The 18,736-nt window shown below is 38.4% G+C and carries 15 protein-coding genes; 3 read left to right on the top strand and 12 right to left on the bottom strand.

From position 1 onward, the window contains the following. Positions 1-5 precede the first annotated feature (5 nt). The 4 genes from SOM16_RS19690 to SOM16_RS19705 all read right to left on the bottom strand — a co-directional run bounded on the left by SOM16_RS19690 (position 6) and on the right by SOM16_RS19705 (position 6,067). A complete protein-coding gene (locus SOM16_RS19690; RefSeq protein ID WP_320465711.1) occupies positions 6-1,112 on the bottom strand; it encodes a ferredoxin--NADP reductase in 1,107 nt (368 codons plus the stop codon). Next, a complete protein-coding gene (locus tag SOM16_RS19695; protein ID WP_320465712.1) occupies positions 1,039-3,384 on the bottom strand; it encodes a GumC family protein in 2,346 nt (781 codons plus the stop codon). The genes SOM16_RS19690 and SOM16_RS19695 overlap by 74 nt, the downstream gene beginning before the upstream one ends. A 22-nt stretch (positions 3,385-3,406) precedes the next feature. Then, positions 3,407-4,219, bottom strand: a complete 813-nt coding sequence (locus SOM16_RS19700) for a polysaccharide biosynthesis/export family protein (protein WP_320465713.1) — start codon at positions 4,217-4,219, stop codon at positions 3,407-3,409. A 126-nt stretch (positions 4,220-4,345) separates the two neighbouring features. Beyond that, a complete protein-coding gene (locus tag SOM16_RS19705; protein WP_320465714.1) occupies positions 4,346-6,067 on the bottom strand; it encodes a capsule assembly Wzi family protein in 1,722 nt (573 codons plus the stop codon). A gap of 343 nt (positions 6,068-6,410) precedes the next feature. On the opposite strand from SOM16_RS19705, the gene SOM16_RS19710 reads away from it, so the two are divergent. From SOM16_RS19710 to SOM16_RS19720, 3 genes are all read left to right on the top strand, one after another. Further along, positions 6,411-7,163 (top strand): polysaccharide deacetylase family protein, encoded by a 753-nt coding sequence (locus SOM16_RS19710; RefSeq protein ID WP_320465715.1) that lies wholly within the window; start codon positions 6,411-6,413, stop codon positions 7,161-7,163. Positions 7,164-7,285: 122 nt separating this feature from the next. Then, positions 7,286-7,741 carry a hypothetical protein gene (locus SOM16_RS19715; protein WP_320465716.1) on the top strand — a complete coding sequence of 152 codons (456 nt, stop codon included), beginning with the start codon at positions 7,286-7,288 and terminating at the stop codon, positions 7,739-7,741. A gap of 295 nt (positions 7,742-8,036) precedes the next feature. Then, on the top strand, positions 8,037-8,489 hold the full coding sequence (locus SOM16_RS19720; protein ID WP_320465717.1) for a hypothetical protein: 453 nt from the start codon (positions 8,037-8,039) through the stop codon (positions 8,487-8,489). On the opposite strand, the gene SOM16_RS19725 is transcribed toward SOM16_RS19720, so the two are convergent. The 8 genes from SOM16_RS19725 to SOM16_RS19760 form a co-directional block, all read right to left on the bottom strand. Beyond that, positions 8,486-8,869, bottom strand: a complete 384-nt coding sequence (locus SOM16_RS19725) for a hypothetical protein (RefSeq protein WP_320465718.1) — start codon at positions 8,867-8,869, stop codon at positions 8,486-8,488. The two genes, SOM16_RS19720 and SOM16_RS19725, sit on opposite strands and share 4 nt — an antisense overlap. 1,655 nt (positions 8,870-10,524) lie before the next feature. Beyond that, a complete protein-coding gene (locus SOM16_RS19730; protein ID WP_320465719.1) occupies positions 10,525-12,156 on the bottom strand; it encodes a gliding motility protein RemB in 1,632 nt (543 codons plus the stop codon). Further along, complete coding sequence (locus SOM16_RS19735; protein WP_414692281.1) at positions 12,143-14,032, bottom strand: polysaccharide biosynthesis protein; 1,890 nt, start codon at positions 14,030-14,032, stop codon at positions 12,143-12,145. Before SOM16_RS19735 ends, SOM16_RS19730 begins: the two co-directional genes overlap by 14 nt. A 63-nt stretch (positions 14,033-14,095) precedes the next feature. Then, positions 14,096-15,079 carry a glycosyltransferase family 4 protein gene (locus SOM16_RS19740; protein ID WP_320465721.1) on the bottom strand — a complete coding sequence of 328 codons (984 nt, stop codon included), beginning with the start codon at positions 15,077-15,079 and terminating at the stop codon, positions 14,096-14,098. Next, complete coding sequence (locus tag SOM16_RS19745) at positions 15,076-15,963, bottom strand: NAD-dependent epimerase/dehydratase family protein (protein ID WP_320465722.1); 888 nt, start codon at positions 15,961-15,963, stop codon at positions 15,076-15,078. Before SOM16_RS19745 ends, SOM16_RS19740 begins: the two co-directional genes overlap by 4 nt. Next, a complete protein-coding gene (locus SOM16_RS19750) occupies positions 15,960-16,709 on the bottom strand; it encodes a glycosyltransferase family 2 protein (RefSeq protein WP_320465723.1) in 750 nt (249 codons plus the stop codon). Before SOM16_RS19750 ends, SOM16_RS19745 begins: the two co-directional genes overlap by 4 nt. Continuing rightward, complete coding sequence (locus SOM16_RS19755; protein ID WP_320465724.1) at positions 16,706-17,752, bottom strand: glycosyltransferase family 1 protein; 1,047 nt, start codon at positions 17,750-17,752, stop codon at positions 16,706-16,708. The genes SOM16_RS19750 and SOM16_RS19755 overlap by 4 nt, the downstream gene beginning before the upstream one ends. Continuing rightward, positions 17,749-18,735, bottom strand: coding sequence for a glycosyltransferase (locus SOM16_RS19760; protein WP_320465725.1), 987 nt, complete (start codon positions 18,733-18,735; stop codon positions 17,749-17,751). Before SOM16_RS19760 ends, SOM16_RS19755 begins: the two co-directional genes overlap by 4 nt. Position 18,736: the final 1 nt, after the last annotated feature.

The raw sequence follows: 18,736 nt of genomic DNA on the forward strand, positions 1-18,736 counted from the left end.
TTATGTTATATTTCTATATGTACATTTTCTGTTAATGGATGCGTACAGCAAAGCAAAAATTCACCAGCTGCAAGATCTTCTCTTTCTTTACTTAATCCGATCATTTTTGCACTGCCGCTAACTATTTTACCTTTACAGGTACTGCAGTTTCCAGTTTGACAGGAATAAGGTAATTCTAAATCTGCATTCAAGGCTGCTTCCAAAATACTTTTCCCTTTCACTACTTCTAATGTGTGAGCAGTGCCTTCAAAAGTTAATGAAATTCTTTGAGTGTGCACGTCTTCAAAATCCTTTGGGTCTTTAATCAGTTCAAAATCTTCTGAAAAAACATTAATTAACGCACCAAATTTGCTATATATAGCATTCTTAACTGACTCTTTCAATCCAGCTGGACCACAAATGTAATGCGCACAATTTTCCGGGGAAAGTTGTGCCTCGAGGATGGAAAGTGCTTTTACTTGATCAATTCTACCTTGAATCAGATATGGATTGCTTTCATCCAACACAAGTTTTGTATGAAAATGCCTTATTATTAATCTCTCTGAATATTGAATTTTTAATGCTTCAATCTGATCTTTAAAGATAGTAGTCTCATGATTTCTATTTCCATAATTTAAATGGACTTTTACATTGTCCGTTGATTTAAGAATGTACTTAATAATAGAAATTAATGGCGTAATGCCACTGCCTACTCCCCAAAAATAAACATCCGTCAGGTTATCTTTGACTTCAAAAACAAAGTCTCCCATGGGCGGCATTGCCTCTATTGAATCGCCCACATTGACCATGTCATTGATGTGGTTTGAAACTAAACCATTTTCAACACGCTTTATTGTTACTTCTAGATAGGGATCTACACCTGGACAAGATGAAAAAGAATATGGCCGGATGTATCGTCGTCCATTAATTCTAAAAATTAATGTTAAATATTGCCCTGCTAAATATTTAATCTTCTTCAAACCAGGTTGCTTAAAGCATAAGGTTACCGTGTCTTCAGTTTCCTTTCGTATCTCAGCAACCTTTAAAGTATAATTCATACTAAGCCTTATTAAAAATTCTTTTAAACCAATTGGATTTAACTTCTTCGCCATATGATCCATAACCATAGCCATAGCCATAGTATTTATGGATAATATCATTGACTACAATACCCATATTTTTCAATTTGCCTGTATTGTATAATTCGTCAACAATCTGTATTTGATCTTTCTTAGTAACACCTTGCCTTACCAAATATATCACCGCATCAGAATAGTCAGCTAATAATTGCGCGTCAGTTATAATACCTATTGGCGGAGCATCCATTAGGATATAGTCAAACTTTTCCTTCAAATTCTTAATAAGGTCAGGTACATGGCCAGCTATTAAAGTTTCCGCCGGATTAGGAGGTAATGGACCCGATGAAATAATAAACATATTCTCATTCATAGTAAGCGGTTTGATAATGCTGCTGATACTAATACTAGGGTCTATAGAGTAATTGCTGAATCCAACATTATTAGAAACGCCCAATTTTGAGGATAAACCTGGTTTTCTTAAGTCAAGTTCCATTAATAAGACTTTCTTTCCTGATAAGGCAAGTATATTTGCCAAATTAATTGCAGTAAAAGATTTCCCCTCACCAGACATACTTGATGTCAAAAGAATTACTTTCTCATTTTGCCCTTTCAAAAAGAATGATAAATTTGTTCTTAGCGCCCTAAATTGTTCTGAGATTGCAGAACGGCCACTTGTAGCTACGATCAAATTATCATTACTACTATTATGACTTATCTCTCCAATTATTGGAACAGACGTTCTCTCCATGATATCTTCTTTAGAAGAGACCGAAGTGCTTAACATTTCAATTATAAAAAGTAAACCCATTGGTATTATCAATCCTAAAATAATTCCAGCAATATAAACTAGTCTCTTTTTTGGGCTTATTGGATTTACAGCTGATTTAGGAGGATCTATAGTTTTAGCAATAGATATATTTGATGTTTTTGAAATTGCTGTTTCCTCCGCTTTCTGCATTAAAAATATATATAACTCCTGCTTAATCTGCTGGTTTCGAGCCAATTTCAGATAGTCTTTTTCAATTTCAGGAACACCAGAGATCTGAGAACTTGCCTGCGCTAATTGATTTCTTAGCTTATCACGTGTTATAACGAATGTATTTTTTGTACTTTGTATATTAGCCAAGATACCCTGACGTAAACTAGCAATTTGCTCGTCAATATTACGCACAAAAGGACTGGTTTCCGTTACACTTAATAACTGTTTATCTCTCTCTATTAATAGTGCATTGTATTGATTCATTAGTCCAGAGAAAACCATATCTTGCGGCAAAAGAGAAGCAGGGAATACTCTTTTATTTTTACTTTCATCTTTTAAGTAAATTTCCAAATCCGATAAAATTGAAACTTGAGTTTCAGCTTTGGCTAATTCAGCACTAAATTCGCTCGAACTTTGAACCAATAATTTACCTTGTTCAGTCATATCAGCTAGCTTATTGCCTTTTTTGAAATTCTGAACCTTATCCTCAACATCACCTAACTCTGTGGCTATTACATTCAATCTTTTTCTGATAAATTGCGTTGTACTATCTGCTATAGTATTTTTATCTTCGAGATTCGTAGATATGTATTGATTTATTAAAGTGTTTAAAATATCCTCGCCCTTTTTCGGTAAAGCATAAGATAAATTCAAATCAATAATTGTCGATTTTTTATTAGTGAATTCTACAACAAGTTGCCTACTTAGTTCGTTTACTCTCTCATCTATTGATTTAATCGTAACAAAATAATTAAAATCTCCCGGGCTAAATGGCACTTCGGTTGGTGACATCATCACCTCTCCAACTCCTGGAATATGTAATTTTTTATTCCATTCTCCTACTTTTTCAAATTTCTTACCGGATATCTTAAACTTATTTGTTGACAGCCTGGCTAAGGTTAAGTCAGTCGCTTTAATGGTATCAACACTATTTAAAATAATCAATTTAAATGGTGATGTATACAATTCTTTATTTACAAAACCATCCTCCCTAGAATAAACAATATTTAGTTGCAATTTTCTCACAACTTGTTCCATTAAAAACCTAGTCTTAAGTATCTCCGCTTCGTTATCTACGGAATTTTTTCCTCCAATAATACTGCTTAAGTCCATGAGTGCACCACTTTGCTTCCCCATTCCAGAGTCCTCATTACTATTAACCAACACACGAGCACCTATTTGATACATCGGAGTGGTAAATTTTATATAAAGAAAAGCACCTATTAGGCAGATGCAAATACTAATAATAAACCAGTGCCATTTATCTAAAAACTTTATTAAAATTGATTTAATATCAATTTGTTCTTCTTTATTATCAATACCTTTATTTGGGCTATTACTATTCATGTATAAAATTGTAGAAATGATACTATCTAAAGCTAGTTATTGCAACTACAATAACAGACAACACAGATGCAATTACGCTAATAGTTTGGACTTGCGCAGAATTTGAGGCGGATACCTTTCGTTTATTAGGCTCAACGTAGACAACATCATTTTGTCTTAAATAATAGTAAGGGCTATCAAATATTTTAGAAGAATTTAGATCTAATCTGGCAAATTCTTTTTTCCCATTATTGTCTCTTACTATTAGAACATTTTCTCTTCTGCCATAAATAGTTAAATCACCCGCTAAACTAAGCGCATCTAAAACTGACACTTTCTCATTAGGAAGCGTGTAAGCAGATGGGGCATTAACTTCCCCAAGAACACTAACTTTAAAATTGGCAAATCGCAATTGTACATTCGGTTCCTTATAAACAATTGCTGCCTTTTCACGTATTAGTTCTCTAGCTTCATATGTAGTCAAACCAGCTAATTTTACCTTACCGATTAGCGAAAGTTCGACATCGCCATTTCTATCTACCAAAAAGCCTGACACCTGCTGCGCTGCAACAGCTGTACTTGCCCCACCTCCCAATACTGTATTTGATGCAGCTTGATTTACAATCGCACCACTTTGTGGATTCAAGGTAAATATATTGATACTTAAAATATCATCGGGCTGAATAATGGGTTCAGTAAATTTAGTAGCATTCTCTAATTGAGCTTGATTAACAGACTGAATGTCTTGAAAATAAGCGATCTTTTTATTACTCACACAAGATGATAACATAGAAAAGGATAGTAGAAATAACAAGGCACTAATCCTATTTTTCTTAAACAAAATAATTTTATTCATAAATAATTTTAGGTTCTCTCTGGAACACTTTAACAGTTTGCAAACTTAATCATTTAAATGTAATAACGAAAGAGCCTACTTGTTTCACTCGCTTTTGTGTGAACTTTCAGATCAAATAAGTATTAGCTAATTAAACAAGTATACTAATCCAACCTTTGCATGAAAGTTATTTACATCTTGTTTATTCCAATCCCAAAAACTACCATCTGGCTTTCCTTGCCATTGATATTGATAATTTAAGGAGCGTATATAAGTTAATTGGCCGTTTAATATGAAATTTTTATAATTCCAGCTTACATTGCCCCCAACAGAAAGATCCACCCAGTGTCTATTAATATATTGATTTTTATCAGCCGAAGCATATGCAAATCGATAAAAAAGATCATTGTTATTTACCTGTCTTTCAAATTGAATTCCAATTCGCTTTAAACCCTTTACCCAACTTACATCTAACGTTTGTAAATTGCTCCCTGGTCCAATACCTGCACCTAGTACCTGGCCGTTGTTGGTGTAACCATCCAATACCTGATAATGGCTGTACCAGGTTTCACTTGCCCGGGTTTCTCTAGTTGTTGGTTTCTCCAGCTGCGTTAATTCAACGCCTATCTGGATAAACTCGTCAGCACTTCTAACAGGTATTAGTTTTCTAAAACCAACTACATAAGCCCGGGTGTGTTCCGGCTCTATAATAGCATCACGTAAATCATTTGAATGATCGTTTCTACCATACTCAAAATAAACCTCGGCTTTACTTTCAGGAAGTACATATCTCGCAAAGAAAGAAATATATTGATCTTTTTCCGCTGCGTCGGCAGCATTGTTCCCATCTGCTTCATTAAAGGCAGCTTTTTCTACTGCACCAAAAATTGGGAAATAGTCTCCAAAGCCTCGTCCCATAGTAGACCTGTTAACAATGAAAGTCCGCGCTAAACCTAAAAATAACTGTGGTACCCATTTTGGCTGGTACGTGGCTGTTATTCCGGATATATAGCGCCAATCATATGGTTTCTGAACCAATTCATTTCGAATAGCCTGAGGCACTGTTGGATCCTGATTTAAACTCACACCAGATTGCTCCAATCGACCACCAATAATTTGCGCCTCAAATGAGCCAATATACGTTTTAATGGGACGGGTAGTATTTAAGGTTAAATGTCTAAAACCTGAAGCGTTATTTGTCATCAATAATGAATTACGTACGCCTGGCCCCCACCATAGATTTTCATTCGAGAAACCTGCAGATACTGGTCCTACATTTAAACGTATACTACTTTGCCCTAAACTTAATTTATTGTATGCTCCATCTTTAAAACGATCAGGAAGATCTATTTTATTATAAAAAGTTGTAGTTACCGGAGTATTCCAATAAACGCCATTTGGCGCATCTGCTAAACGTTGAAACCCTTTGTTTTCTGCAAAAACATATTCTGGTCTTAATTGAATACTTAAAGGACCAATCTTCGCATAAATTCCTGCCGAAATTTGGGTCTGATAACCCTTAGCCTGCACCATCGAGCCATCATTCATGCCATAAGGATGATGAGAATTGAACTGTTGCTGCCAGGCAACAGGCAAGGCATAAATTTGGGTTTTGAGTTTAGGATTACTATATAGTAACTTCCTGAAATGGTGTAATGAATAACTAGTATCAGAATCCAGAGCCAGGTTGTTTCCATCAGACATAAACATCGGCCTGATCATATAAGAACTATTAGAACTATCTTTTCCCAATAGTTGTTGCCTTCGGTAAGCATCTTCAACATTTTCCAATAAACCAACTGGTAAAGTCTGGGCGAAAGCCACTGCACTTACAAAGAACAGCATTAAGGAGAGATAGAAAATTCTCATATATTTAAGATATGTTTTGTGGTATGAACGCTAAAATGCTCGCAAAGGTATACAAACTTTCTCCCGATGTGAAACTTTTTTGGTTGAACACCTGCTTTAAAATCCATTTTTGCACATTAAATCTCACATATAATGCACATGATACACTTTTAATTAAAAAAAGAAAAATGAGGGCTTCTAAATCTTTGGAACTAAAAATTGCATGCTTATTTGTCTCTGGTTTAAAGATCCTAATGATATTGTAAAAAACTATAGTTGTAATTATTTAGCGAAATGATGCTGTTTTAATTGATTTTAATGCGTTTATTTGAGGTAGTATAAAATTACGCTTAAGCTTAACAAATTGAATATTCCAATTGCCATGCTGCACCATGTAGCCGAGCAGCCTCACCCGAGTTTGCAGCGATGGTCTATCAGTCATCATAAATTTTTAGAATTTCTCAACAGGATCGAAGAAAAAGGACTCCAAACCACCACCTTCGAAGAAATTATTACCCTAAAATTATCTTCCAAAGATTTACAGCACAAAATTATAATCACTTTCGATGATTGTGCAGCCGAGTTATTCGAGTTTGCAATTCCTGAATTAGTAAAAAGGGACATGAAAGCCGTTTTTTATATGCCTTCTGATCACGTAGATGGAGAGAATATATGGGACATCGAAGAATATAATATGGCAAGTGTAAAATTAATGAATCGCAATCAGCTCCAGCATTTGTTAGAATTAGGGATGGAAGTAGGCAGTCATGGGGAGAAACATATCAAACTCAATAAGGTAACCCATGCCGCCGCCTATACAGATATTGCAGAATCAAAAAAATCACTGGAAGGTTTACTCAACCATACCGTTTACTCTTTCGCCTACCCTTATGGCAAAATCCCTGCTAAACACCAGCAAATGTTAGCAAAGGCAGGTTATCAATTTGGATTAGCCATTTACACCCCTTTCGAAAGCAAGTATAACCTCCGCCGGTTCGCCATTAATGAAACCGACGATCAAAAAATCATCGATATGAAATTAGGGAAGCGCTATCGCCTGATGCGGTTGATCTACGATCCGATTTTATTGCTGAGGAATCGGTTTGAAACAAAGTAATTATCATATATTGATAAGCTCAGATTCAGGTAAAAAGTATTTTGATAAAACATTTAAAATCCAAACCAGATATCATAGCCGATATGTAGAAATATTATTTATTTTCGTAAAAATTCTAATTAATGTCCTTAGCAGCAGATACATTGATCACCGTTCCTGGTGGCACATCTCAAATTTCTAAATTAAATGTTGGTGGGTTTGCATCAGCCTGGTCAATCGATGGGATTACAAATCAACCTATTTTCTTTAGCCAAGGTTCAGATTCACATACAGAAATATTTGTCATCTATATTAGAACAGAAAATTTTACACTCATCACCTCACCAGCTCAATGGATGTGCTTAGCTGATCAAACGCTGAAAAGAGCTGATCAATTGGTGCCAAATAGCGACCTGCTACTCGCAGCAGATGGTCAGCCTGAAAATATTGAATCTATTATTTTAGGGAGGTATAATGGGCAATTACACCACATTGCCATCAACACGATGGAACTGAAGGACAAACACTTGATTATTGCCAACGGCTTGGTTTGTGGCGATTTTGTATTAGAAATGTTGAGCGCAACAGCATCTACCTGAAAATATTAAATGGCACAGCTGGGAACAACCTATTTTACATCTATCATTAAGCCCCTGTAAACTAAAACAATACAGGTTTTGCCTTATAATGCACTGAATGTTTTGGCGACAGAGGGAGCAAACTGTATGATTCCCGTTTCTACCCCTCCTGTCCTGGGTTAAAAATATTCCCCAGATAGCATTTCCTTATAATAGTCTGTTGATGATGATTTGAACCAAATGAATAATGGTACACCGTTACTATTTTCTCTCGAGGAAAATTTAAAAGTAGGTACCGCCGCTACCTACTTAGGTAATGAAAGTAATTGGATTACAGCATTTAGATCTAAACAAATTACTGGTTCCAACAACACCAATACATGGAAGCAATAAGCAAATTATTCAAGAGAAACACCAAACAGATCCGTGCCGGAGGGTATCTTCGGATCCCTTAACTATTTCGTCGGATGGTTTCTCAGAAGATTTGAAAACGCAACTGAATCAGGGCTACGTGCTGTTAAATCATTATCAAACCTTATGCTTTATTAAAGTAAATGATCTGCTCTGTAAAATACTCCTCACAGGTGAGGAAGGCGATCGTATAAATTTATTTATACTTATAAGTGGTTTATCACGACGCTTTAAAACCCTTGCTAAGTTCGAAACCTATTACCTTGATTATTCTACACAGGTAATAACACGCGTTAAAGAAGAATTTTATAAAGAGCCTGGGCTGCGCGATAAATTGGATGAGTTATTAAGAACTTAATCTTCCGCTATCATTGGCTTCCGAGACCTTAAAACGAATACACAGCCTAAGGCGAAGGGCAAGAATAGCCAGGCATAATCATCTATTGGTAAACAAGTCGCTGGCACGTTAGTTGTTGCTAGAAACAGGAAAGTAGTACTCGTACCACCAACCTGGCAGGGTGTTGAACTTACAGAAATACCAGCGAATGATGTGCAACTGTTTGCTGCGCCCGAAGTTGCAAAAGGAGAGGCATTAAAGTTGTTACCAGATATTCTTCGATAATAAAACCTTCCCGCTCCTCCTCCCGAAGGCTGGCTGTAACAGCCGGTAAGCTGAGCCGATGAAAGCACAGGCAGTGCAAATAAGGAAATAAAAAGCAAAAACTGTAAATAACGCATAAACGAATAGTTATAATCACATCAATAATCTGAGGCAAAAACTTCCTCAAATTGTAAAAATTACCGAACTGCAATCCCAACAAAATTAAGTGAACTGATTAACAATTGGAAAGCTACAAAGCTATGGCATCAGTTTGAAAAGGTAAGGTCACATTCTAAATACCCATCAAAAAATTACATTGTCACAAATACAATACTGCAATCTAGATAGCAATAAATACAAGTTATAATAATACAATGAAAGTATATTTAACAAGAGGCAGTATTTAATATGTTAAATGCTTTTAAAAGTTGATTCTAAATACTTTCAGGCTGGTCAGATTATTGGGAATTCAATTTATCACCAGAAACCTGGAAACAAATTAAAACTTGACTACTTATATTAATGCTTATAACGCTTTTGCTTTTGAGCTAAATGGTAAGGCATATATCGGTGGAGGTTCAAATAATGGTTTAATAAGTTCGTCCATTTATGAATACGCCCCAATTACAGAAACCTTTAATAAAAAATACCTTTTAAAATAATAAATATGAACACACACCCGTAACCCTTGCAAATCAGATTGCTTCCCCGAAAGGTCGGGGCAGGCTATCATACCTCCTTGCAATGAAGATTTTTTGATTTCAGATATACAGTAATTTGTCATTCTGAGAGATTATCTCGCCCTTTCCCAACCAGACAAAAGTATTGATAGGCAGATAGCAGTCCTCACGCTAAACAAACGATCAAACCCCACCACTACCCGCTCCTAAGCACGCCATCCGGCCTGGCAGAATTTCGCAGAAAAGCAAATTGAAATGCTTGTACAAACTTTCAGGTTTCGAATAGCCAAGGAAATATGCAGCGAGGGCAGGACTGCAGCAAGGACTAAGCCTCATATTGCCGCCATCAGGATTTCGATGCTGCTATTCAAGAAAGGATGCAAGCCTTGATTTTTGTTTCTTTTTATCAAGAAAAAGAAAAAAGCCCGTCTGGCCAAGACAAAAAATACCTTTTAAAATAATAAATATGAACACACACCCGTAACCCTTGCAAATCAGATTGCTTCCGCGAAAGGTCGGGGCAGGCTATCATACCTCCTTGCAATGAAGATTTTTGATTTCAGATGTACAGTAATTTGTCATTCTGAGAGATTATCTCGCCCTTTCCCAACCAGACAAAAGTATTGATAGGCAGATAGCAGTCCTCATGCTAAACAAACGATCAAACCCACCATTACCCGCTCCTAAGCACGCCATCCGGCCTGGCAGGATTTCGCAGAAAAGCACATTGAAATGCTTGTACAAACTTTTAGGTTTCGAATAGCCAAGGAAATATGCAGCGAGGGCCGGACTGCAGCAAGGACTAAGCCTCATATTGCCGCCATCCGGATTTCGATGCTGCTATTCAAGAAAGGATGCAAGCCTTGATTTTTGTTTCTTTTTATCAAGAAAAAGAAAAAAGCCCCTCTGGCCAAGACAAAAAATACCTTTTAAAATAATAAATATGAACACCCACCCGTAACCCTTGCAAATCAGATTGCTTCCCCGAAAGATCGGGGCAGGCTATCATGCTTCTTCCCACTGAAGATTTTTTGATCCTAGTATCCCATCAAACAAAACAAGAACAACGGCAAACGACCAATGAAAAAACGCTTCAAAAACTCAGGTAGCAATTAAAAGTCCCTGTATAAATTCCTAAACGTACTTCTTAAACCAAAGGTAACCAAGCCAGTATTCTGATTACTGAGTGAAGACGATTCCCTTCTGATAATTCCACCTATTTCAGCACGAAGATTATACTTTGGATTGATCAGATAAGAAACCTTGGCTTCTGTAAAGAATAAATTCGTTTTAATGCCCTGCCCGGTACTTACCCCATAATCCTGAACCCGCGTTTCATAACTTAAAAAGATATTCTTCCCGTAATTTAAACCTGCCGGATCAGCACCATAATTAGCATAAATCATTTGGCCCTGAAAATCAAACCGCTTGTAGCTATAATTCAACAAGCCCAAAAACTCCCTGAAATTAGCACCAAAAGGATGTGCCAGGGGCTGGTTCATGGCCGCGTAGTTAGATACCCGGTCAAAGTGTGCATAGGTATAAGGTTTAGCTGTGTTAAATTCTGCAAGGTAATTTAAACGGGGCACCTTAAACAAATCAGAACCCCTGAAACCCACCTGGATGGCATGTTTATTGGCCCAGTAGCCATTGCTGGAAAAAATTTCTTTAGCTGTAAATTCATCAAACATAAACTGACCATAAACAGTAGTCTTATCCAGGATCTCGTATTTTAAGTTAACACCTAAACGCATTTTATCCGGAGAGGTGGTATTGGCACTTTCTACAGAACGCAGGAAAATAAAGGGGTGAGCGTAATTAAAATCGAACCCTCTCTTCCCTTCTTTCTCCGCATCCGCCCAGGTTACAGCCTGGAAAAAGCCTGCAGAGAAACGTTTGGTAATGTTCCAGTCCAGGTAATGAGCAGCCATCCACTTCCCACGATCACCCAACCTCCGGTCTGTTGTAAACCGCTCCGCGCCCGGGTCTAACATATAAGCAAAGATGGTTTGATACTGCACATTCCCTAACGTAGCCCTCATCCTTAAAAAAGAGTAATTTGCAGCCACATCAGAAAGCAACATCGAACGGTAACCATCTCCAATAAAATTTTTATCATAACCCAGGGCAAGGTTCAGGTGTTTGTTAGCCGTGAAGGAAAGCAAAGCCGTAGCATACGACCAGTCTTTGGTTTTGCCATCCAGTTTTCCGGTCATCTCACTCGGTACAACCTGGTTCGTATTAATGAAATCAGTTACGTAATTGGCAAAAACACCCTGATTCTCATAAGCACTGGCATAAAAAGAAAATTGCTTGCCAATATCGCCACCAATCTGGAACCCCCTGGTATTTAACCAGGTCGTTTTACTTTCTTTAAACTCCCTTCCGATTTGAAAATCGGGCAAGAAATCAAGATAAACATTATAATCATCACCTTTAAAATTAACCAGGTGTTCATCCGTCAGTTTTCTTCTGATCCAGCTTCTTTTGTTCAGGCTATCTACCCCCAATTTCATTAAGGATTGATATTGTCCTACCAACACACTGTCATCAGCATAAAAACCCCTGATAGAACTGTGGAAACTAGAATTAATATCGTAAACCGAAGAATTTAACTTCTGGTAGAACTGATAAGAATAAGGAATATTTTGGTTTGGTGTTTGTGCGACTGCAACATTATTCAACGCGAATAAGGCAAGGATAGCAAACAATAAGATTATAAGTGGGGTATTAGTTTTTTTCATCCGTATGGTCTAGTTCTTCGTAAATGGAATTATTGCTTTTGTATTCCTGCACCAGTTGTTTCATCATCACCACCACTTGCCTGTTATCATTCACTTTAGCACAGTTAATTAATTTGTAAATATGTTGTTCTACATCATTAAATATATATTCCCTCACCTTCCCGATCATAATTTTATGGTGGTGGGTAGGCATGGTATTTTCATTATCATTTAAAAGTTCTTCAAATAGTTTTTCTCCCGGGCGAAGACCAGTATACTGAATCTTGATATCCTGGTTCGGTATTAGTCCGGCCAGGCGGATCATTTTTTTAGCCAGCTCCACAATTTTAACCGATTTACCCATATCGAAGATGAAAATTTCACCACCTACACCCATATTTCCTGCCTCTAAAACCAAACGGCAGGCCTCAGGAATGGTCATAAAATAACGGGTAATTTCCGGGTGCGTAACCGTAACCGGTCCCCCTTTTTCAATCTGCTGTTTAAATCGGGGAATCACCGAACCGTTGGAGCCCAGCACATTACCAAACCGCGTGGTGATAAACTTGGTAATCGGCTTAACATTCAGCTCATTGATATAGCTTAATCCGTTACTAAAAATATGAGTGTGATTAATTAAGGTATTGTTTAAAGATTGTACATAAATCTCTGCAATTCTTTTAGAGGCACCCATAATGTTGGTGGGGTTAACCGCCTTATCAGTAGAAATCATCACAAACTTGCGTACGCCGTATTTTACAGAAAGGTCGGCCACGATCTTCGTGCCCAGCACATTGGTTTTAATGGCTTCGCAAGGGTTATCTTCCATTAAAGGCACATGTTTATAAGCAGCCGCATGATAAACAAAGTGTGGCTTATAGGTTTGAAACAAATGTTCCATCCTTTTAATATCTCTGGCGTCACCTACAGCGGCATGATAATTAGACTGCTGATTAGACTCTTCCAGCTCCAGGTAAAGATCGTGCAACGCAGTTTCAGACTGGTCATTTAAGATAATCAGGCTCGGCTCAAACTTCAGCAACTGGCGTACAATTTCGCTTCCGATAGAGCCCGCAGCACCGGTGATTAAAATCCTTTTGTTTTTAATCTGACTGCGGATGCCTTCCACATCAATTTCGATGGTTTTGCGGTTGAGTAAATCCTCTATATTTAAATTTTGAATCTGCGAAGTCTGCAACTTACCATCTATCCAGACATTAGATGGTGGAATATTTAACACCACCACATCGTAAGCAAGACAAGTATCAACAATTTCATTTTTAGCCTCGATCGGGATACTGAAAGAAGCAAAAATAAGTTCGTCTATCTCCCTGTTGGATATCAATAATTTTAATTCCTTTGCATCTAAAATCTTTACGCCATCAATGGTCTTACCCACTTTCCGCACATCATCATCTACGAAGGCAACAATATTTTTATTTACACGGTTATCATGATCGAATGTTCTTTTAGTAGCTACTCCCGCTTCACCGGCACCATAAATCACCACCCGCATTTTATCAAGGTTCAGGTTTTTGACGTAGGTAAAAAAGTACTTAATCAGGATTCTGTAAGTAATAAGCAACACAAAACTCACCAAACCATATACCACTACAATAATATTGGAGATGAGCATCTTAGTGGTAAAAGCAAGAATGGTTACATTTAAAACAAATAAAACGGCACTACTCAGAACCACCGCAAACAAAATGCGCAAGGTATCCTGGGCACTGGTATACCGGATAATCCCGCTATAGGATTTTACAGAAAGAAAAACAATAATATTGATGGCAATGGTCACTAAAGCACTGCGGCTAAAATAGATCACATCTAAATCGGTGAGGTCAAAATTATACCTAATAAAATAGGCCACTCCGAGGGAGATCAGGCAAATCATCAAATCTATGATGAAAATGAGCCAGCGGGGTACTATATTAACTTTGCTAAACACCGGGTTTTCTTAACTATTATCTGCATGATTGCGGTAAATCAACTGGCCTTTGCCTTGAATGATCAACCGCAGCACCACAATAAACGTACCTGTTATAATTAAAATCAGCGCAAGATAAGATAAATTGTTTAGGGAATAGCAAATTAACCAAATGTTCACCCCCAACTGCACCAGGCAATACCCCGCAGCCACAGTTAAATGAGGTATTTTTTTCTCATTGGCCAGAAATTGATAGAAATGTGTCCGGTGCGCTTCACTGATATTTTCTTTTCTGATCAACCGAAAGAAGATAGTACTCACCACATCCAGCCCATAAACCAGTAGGAGTAAAATATAGCTCAGGTCATCAGTAGCGATAATCAATTTTAAAATAAAAAAAAGCAGAATAAACGCAATGCTTACGCTGCCTACATCTCCGGCAAAACACCTCGCTGTTTTCCGGAAATTAAAAAAGTTAAAAACCAGCACCGCAAGGGTAGCAACCAGCAACGTCATTTGATCAACAAACAGGGTTTCGTTTTGGTTAAGGTACAACAGGGTAAGCAAGGTGCATAAGGCATAGCCACCAGTAATTCCGTTAATACCATCCATAAAATTCACCGCATTAATACTCCCGATAACGAAAAATAAGGCCACCGCAACCAGATACCAGGGGAAATGAAAGAGGTTGAGCTGATAAAACAGCAACGCCACAGCAATAAGGTGTACGCTGAACCGCAATTTAGCATCCCGGGGTTTAAGGTCGTCGAGGAAACTGATGCCACTAATTAATACCAGGCCCGATATAAACCAGCCATAATGAAAGCCGGAAAAGGCATATTCAAAAACCATGGCCAGCGGAAAAATAATGCCCCCGCCCCTGATGGTATGAATGGAATGTGAACTCCGCGCATTGGGCCGGTCGATAATGTTATTTTTTTCGGCCAGGCGGAGGTACAATAACATCACCGCAAACAGAAAAACAATAAAGAAAATCAGCGTAAAATCAATCATATAGTAAACTTTGCAAGCACTGCCTGAGGTTGCCAGCCTGCAATTGCCCTTGCTTTTTGATCTGAAAAAGTTAAAGTATTCGTTATCTTATCAAGCTTATTGCTATTTAAAGGAAAACGGGGGCCTAAAAAATCACCCACAAATGCAACCGCTTTAATTAAAGCATAAGGCATCACCACCGCATTTTTTCGATGGAGCTGTTTAGAAATCAGGTTCGAAATTTCCCTGAAGCTAGGATGATAACCATCAGTTAAGTTAAAAATCCCCCCTAATTGGTAAACCTGTCCGATAAAAGTGGCCACATCATCGATGAGCACCATGCTTTTTTTAACATCAGGCACATTTACGTCGAAGTAGTATCCTTTTTGAATGGCTTTAATCATAGATTGAAGGTTGCCCGGCGGATTTGGCCCGGCCAGTAGCGGTAAGCGCAAGATACTGCAAACCACATCATTTTCTTTGCACCAGGTGGTCACCAGGGCTTCCGCATCAATTTTACTCTTCCCATAGGGATCAGTAGCCGCTAAAGGTTGATCCTCATCTATCAATGCCCCTTTTGCTAACCCATAAACAGCAACAGAGCTAATGAACACAAAATATTTGGGTAAGGTAGCTAAGTTGCTTAAAGCACTAAGCAAACGTTTAGTACCGGCTACATTGACCTGGTAAAAAGCTTCCTTCTCCTCCGCTGTTTGCGGCACAGAATGTGCTTTCCCGGCAGCATGAATCACCAGCTCAGCAACGGGGAATTCAGGCAGATCATATGCCAGGTCACCAATCACCTCACCTTCGGTTCTGCCTAACCTGAATACAGTCTCTTCCGCAAAATGGCGGTAAATCGCTTTCCCTAAAAAACCATTTGCACCCGTTAATATGATCCTCATTTCGCAAACTGAATTAATCTCTTGGCAATTCTCTTGGGCATCAGCAGAAAAGGCGCCTTCAAATGATTGATTTTCCAGGCCCTTAATATCTCCAGGTTACCGTTAATAATATTTTTAATACTCGCATTAGTGGCACCGCCTAAACGCATTTTCACAAACAGGCGGTTTAAATATTTGCTTTTATAGGGATGAAGCTTAAACAGCCGCAGCATAAATTCATAATCGGCAGCTAGGCGCATCTCCAGGTTAAATAAACCCACCTGGTCATAAACAGCTTTTTTAATAAATAACGAAGGGTGAGGTGGTACATGCCCGTCTTCAAAGAACCGGGGGTAATAAGATTTTGAAGTCCATTTTCGCACCACCTGGTTAAGATCATTGTTTTTAACATAAACAAGATCACCATACAGCAGATCCAGCTCTTGGTCTTCCCCAAAGGCATGCATTACCGCACTTAAAACGTGATCATCAGCATAAACATCATCCGAATTTAAAATGCCGATGACCTCCCCGGTGCACTGTTGTATCCCCTTATTCATGGCATCATAAATACCCAGGTCGGGTTCAGAAATCACCTTGCTGATAGAATGGCCATAGCGATGAATCAAATCAAGGGTTCCATCAGTCGATTGGCCATCAATAATAATATATTCAACGTTTGCATAACGCTGGCCCAATACAGACTGAATAGCCGTTTCAATGGTTTTATGGTTATTGTAAACGACGGTTATAATTGAAATCTTCATTGTCCTAATTCATGGTATACCTGCAACGTTTCCTGGTAACATTTCTCCCACGAAAATTGACTGGCTTGTTGTTGCCCGATTGCCCGGAGTGTCGCTTCGTTTCCCTCAATACGGCGTATTGCCGCTTCAAAAGCATCAAGATCAAGTGCATCTACCAAAATGCCCGCATTTCCAGCCACCTCTGGTATGGAAGATTTATTCAACGCCACAAAAGGAGTTCCGGTTTTCATTACTTCCAGCAATGGGATGCCAAAGCCTTCGTAAGAAGAGGGATAAATTAAAGCATAGGCGTTATTGTATACCTGATTCAGCTGCTGGTTATCTATATGGGTGAACATTTTCCATCGCCCTTTAATTTTTTGATTCAACAAGCGGATTTCCTGGTCAGTAAGCGCCGAACCTACAATGTAAAAATCAAAATTACTCAGCCGCTGCAGCAGTTCAATAGCAAAATGGAAATTTTTATAATACGCCCTCGATCCAATAAACAGAAGGTAAGGTTTTGACGAGGAAGGTGACAGGGTTTCCAATGGGTAAAAGTCATCAGAAACCCCGTTATAAATAACCGAAATTTGTTCTGCTTTTAAATAAGGATGAAAATGCAGTAAATCCTGCTTGGTATGTTCCGAAACAACAATAATTTTTTCTGCAGCAAGGATCGCCCTGTTTTTTTGATGAAGATGAAGGTATCTTCGCAGCCCGCGATAAAATTTTTCATGCACAAAATCATGAATGGTAATCACCTGCCGGGCATTTGGATTTCTCGTAATGCGGTTATAGCTGGAATGAAAGATAAACGGAGCCTTTTCTTGGGCCAGTGGCAAAGTTTTGAAGCGGTTGAGCAAAACCCGCTTACCCTTGTTTGAAGATAAATATTCTGTTGGAATAGCCAAAGCCTGGCGGGAAATATTTTGGTGGGGCAACTCTGTAAAAGAGACCTCATGCGCATCACGCAGTAACCTCGAGATGAGCTCCGTCCAGTAGGTAGAAATTCCACCAGCCCTTTGCAGGCTGTAAATAATATTATCAAAATGTATTTTCATGAGGTACTTCCCGCTTTAACATGCGCCATTACCTTTTTTCGCAATAGATATAAAGTGTAAAAATACACCACATTTTTACCCAATCCTATTTTAAAAATCTTATGCTTCCACAGGGTTGCAAACAGGGCAGGAAAGCTTTTTTGATAAGTATTCAGAAAATCACTGATCATGGCCCTTTGCTGATCATTAATTTCGGTATGATAACGGTTAAAAAATGACTGAACCAACCGGTAGTTATCAATCAGGGGCTTCAACATATATTCCGTATCCCTGAAATATCGGTTAAAACGACTCGCGAAGGTCATCTTACCTACATTACCACTCACATTTTTTTGATGCTGGCGGTAAAGAATCAGCTCCTCATTAATTAAAATATTTTTGCCAAAGGCAGAGACCACAAGGGCCACGTAATAATCATGGTTAACCGCATCAACCGGAATATGTTTGATCTTCCGGACAGCAGCCCGGTTTAAAATCAGCGTACAACCCCATGCATAATTTTCATTCATCAGCACTTCCAGCTTCAATTCGGAAGGCAGTGGTAACCTGGCCGCTATCGGCTGATCTTGATCATCAATAAAACGGAGATTGGAATAGCAGAGTAAAGGAAAATCTGCCGGATACGCATTTTCACACTTTATTATTCCTGCTAAAGACCGTTCTAGTTTATGCGGTAGCCAGATGTCATCCTGGTCGGCAAATAAAATATAACCCTTATCATGTGCATACGCCCAGTCGAAAAGTGCAGAAAAATTTCGGCAGGCCGATCCATGTGCCGTTCCGTAATTAAGGAGCTTAATTCTGGAGTCTTTTTCAAGGTAGCTTGCTATAATCTTTAGCGTGTCATCACTGGATTGATCATCCCGGATAATCAGCTCCCAGGTTGGATAAGATTGTGCCAGAATACTTTCCAGCTGCCTTTCCAGGTAGGCACCACCATTATAAGTGGCCATGAGGAGGGTTAAAACAGGCGCTTCACTCATC

Origin of the sequence: Pedobacter sp. CFBP9032 (assembly GCF_034045265.1) — a bacterium.
GTDB lineage: Bacteria > Bacteroidota > Bacteroidia > Sphingobacteriales > Sphingobacteriaceae > Pedobacter.

Bases quoted from the DNA above. Each gene is read 5' to 3' on its own strand.
- SOM16_RS19690 (WP_320465711.1), bottom strand. From the start codon at position 1,112: ATGGCTATGGTTATGGATCATATGGCGAAGAAGTTAAATCCAATTGGT.
- SOM16_RS19695 (WP_320465712.1), bottom strand. From the start codon at position 3,384: ATGAATAGTAATAGCCCAAATAAAGGTATTGATAATAAAGAAGAACAA.
- SOM16_RS19700 (WP_320465713.1), bottom strand. From the start codon at position 4,219: ATGAATAAAATTATTTTGTTTAAGAAAAATAGGATTAGTGCCTTGTTA.
- SOM16_RS19705 (WP_320465714.1), bottom strand. From the start codon at position 6,067: ATGAGAATTTTCTATCTCTCCTTAATGCTGTTCTTTGTAAGTGCAGTG.
- SOM16_RS19715 (WP_320465716.1), top strand. From the start codon at position 7,286: ATGTCCTTAGCAGCAGATACATTGATCACCGTTCCTGGTGGCACATCT.
- SOM16_RS19720 (WP_320465717.1), top strand. From the start codon at position 8,037: ATGAAAGTAATTGGATTACAGCATTTAGATCTAAACAAATTACTGGTT.
- SOM16_RS19725 (WP_320465718.1), bottom strand. From the start codon at position 8,869: ATGCGTTATTTACAGTTTTTGCTTTTTATTTCCTTATTTGCACTGCCT.
- SOM16_RS19730 (WP_320465719.1), bottom strand. From the start codon at position 12,156: ATGAAAAAAACTAATACCCCACTTATAATCTTATTGTTTGCTATCCTT.
- SOM16_RS19735 (WP_414692281.1), bottom strand. From the start codon at position 14,032: ATGATTTGCCTGATCTCCCTCGGAGTGGCCTATTTTATTAGGTATAAT.
- SOM16_RS19740 (WP_320465721.1), bottom strand. From the start codon at position 15,079: ATGATTGATTTTACGCTGATTTTCTTTATTGTTTTTCTGTTTGCGGTG.
- SOM16_RS19745 (WP_320465722.1), bottom strand. From the start codon at position 15,963: ATGAGGATCATATTAACGGGTGCAAATGGTTTTTTAGGGAAAGCGATT.
- SOM16_RS19750 (WP_320465723.1), bottom strand. From the start codon at position 16,709: ATGAAGATTTCAATTATAACCGTCGTTTACAATAACCATAAAACCATT.
- SOM16_RS19755 (WP_320465724.1), bottom strand. From the start codon at position 17,752: ATGAAAATACATTTTGATAATATTATTTACAGCCTGCAAAGGGCTGGT.
- SOM16_RS19760 (WP_320465725.1), bottom strand. From the start codon at position 18,735: ATGAGTGAAGCGCCTGTTTTAACCCTCCTCATGGCCACTTATAATGGT.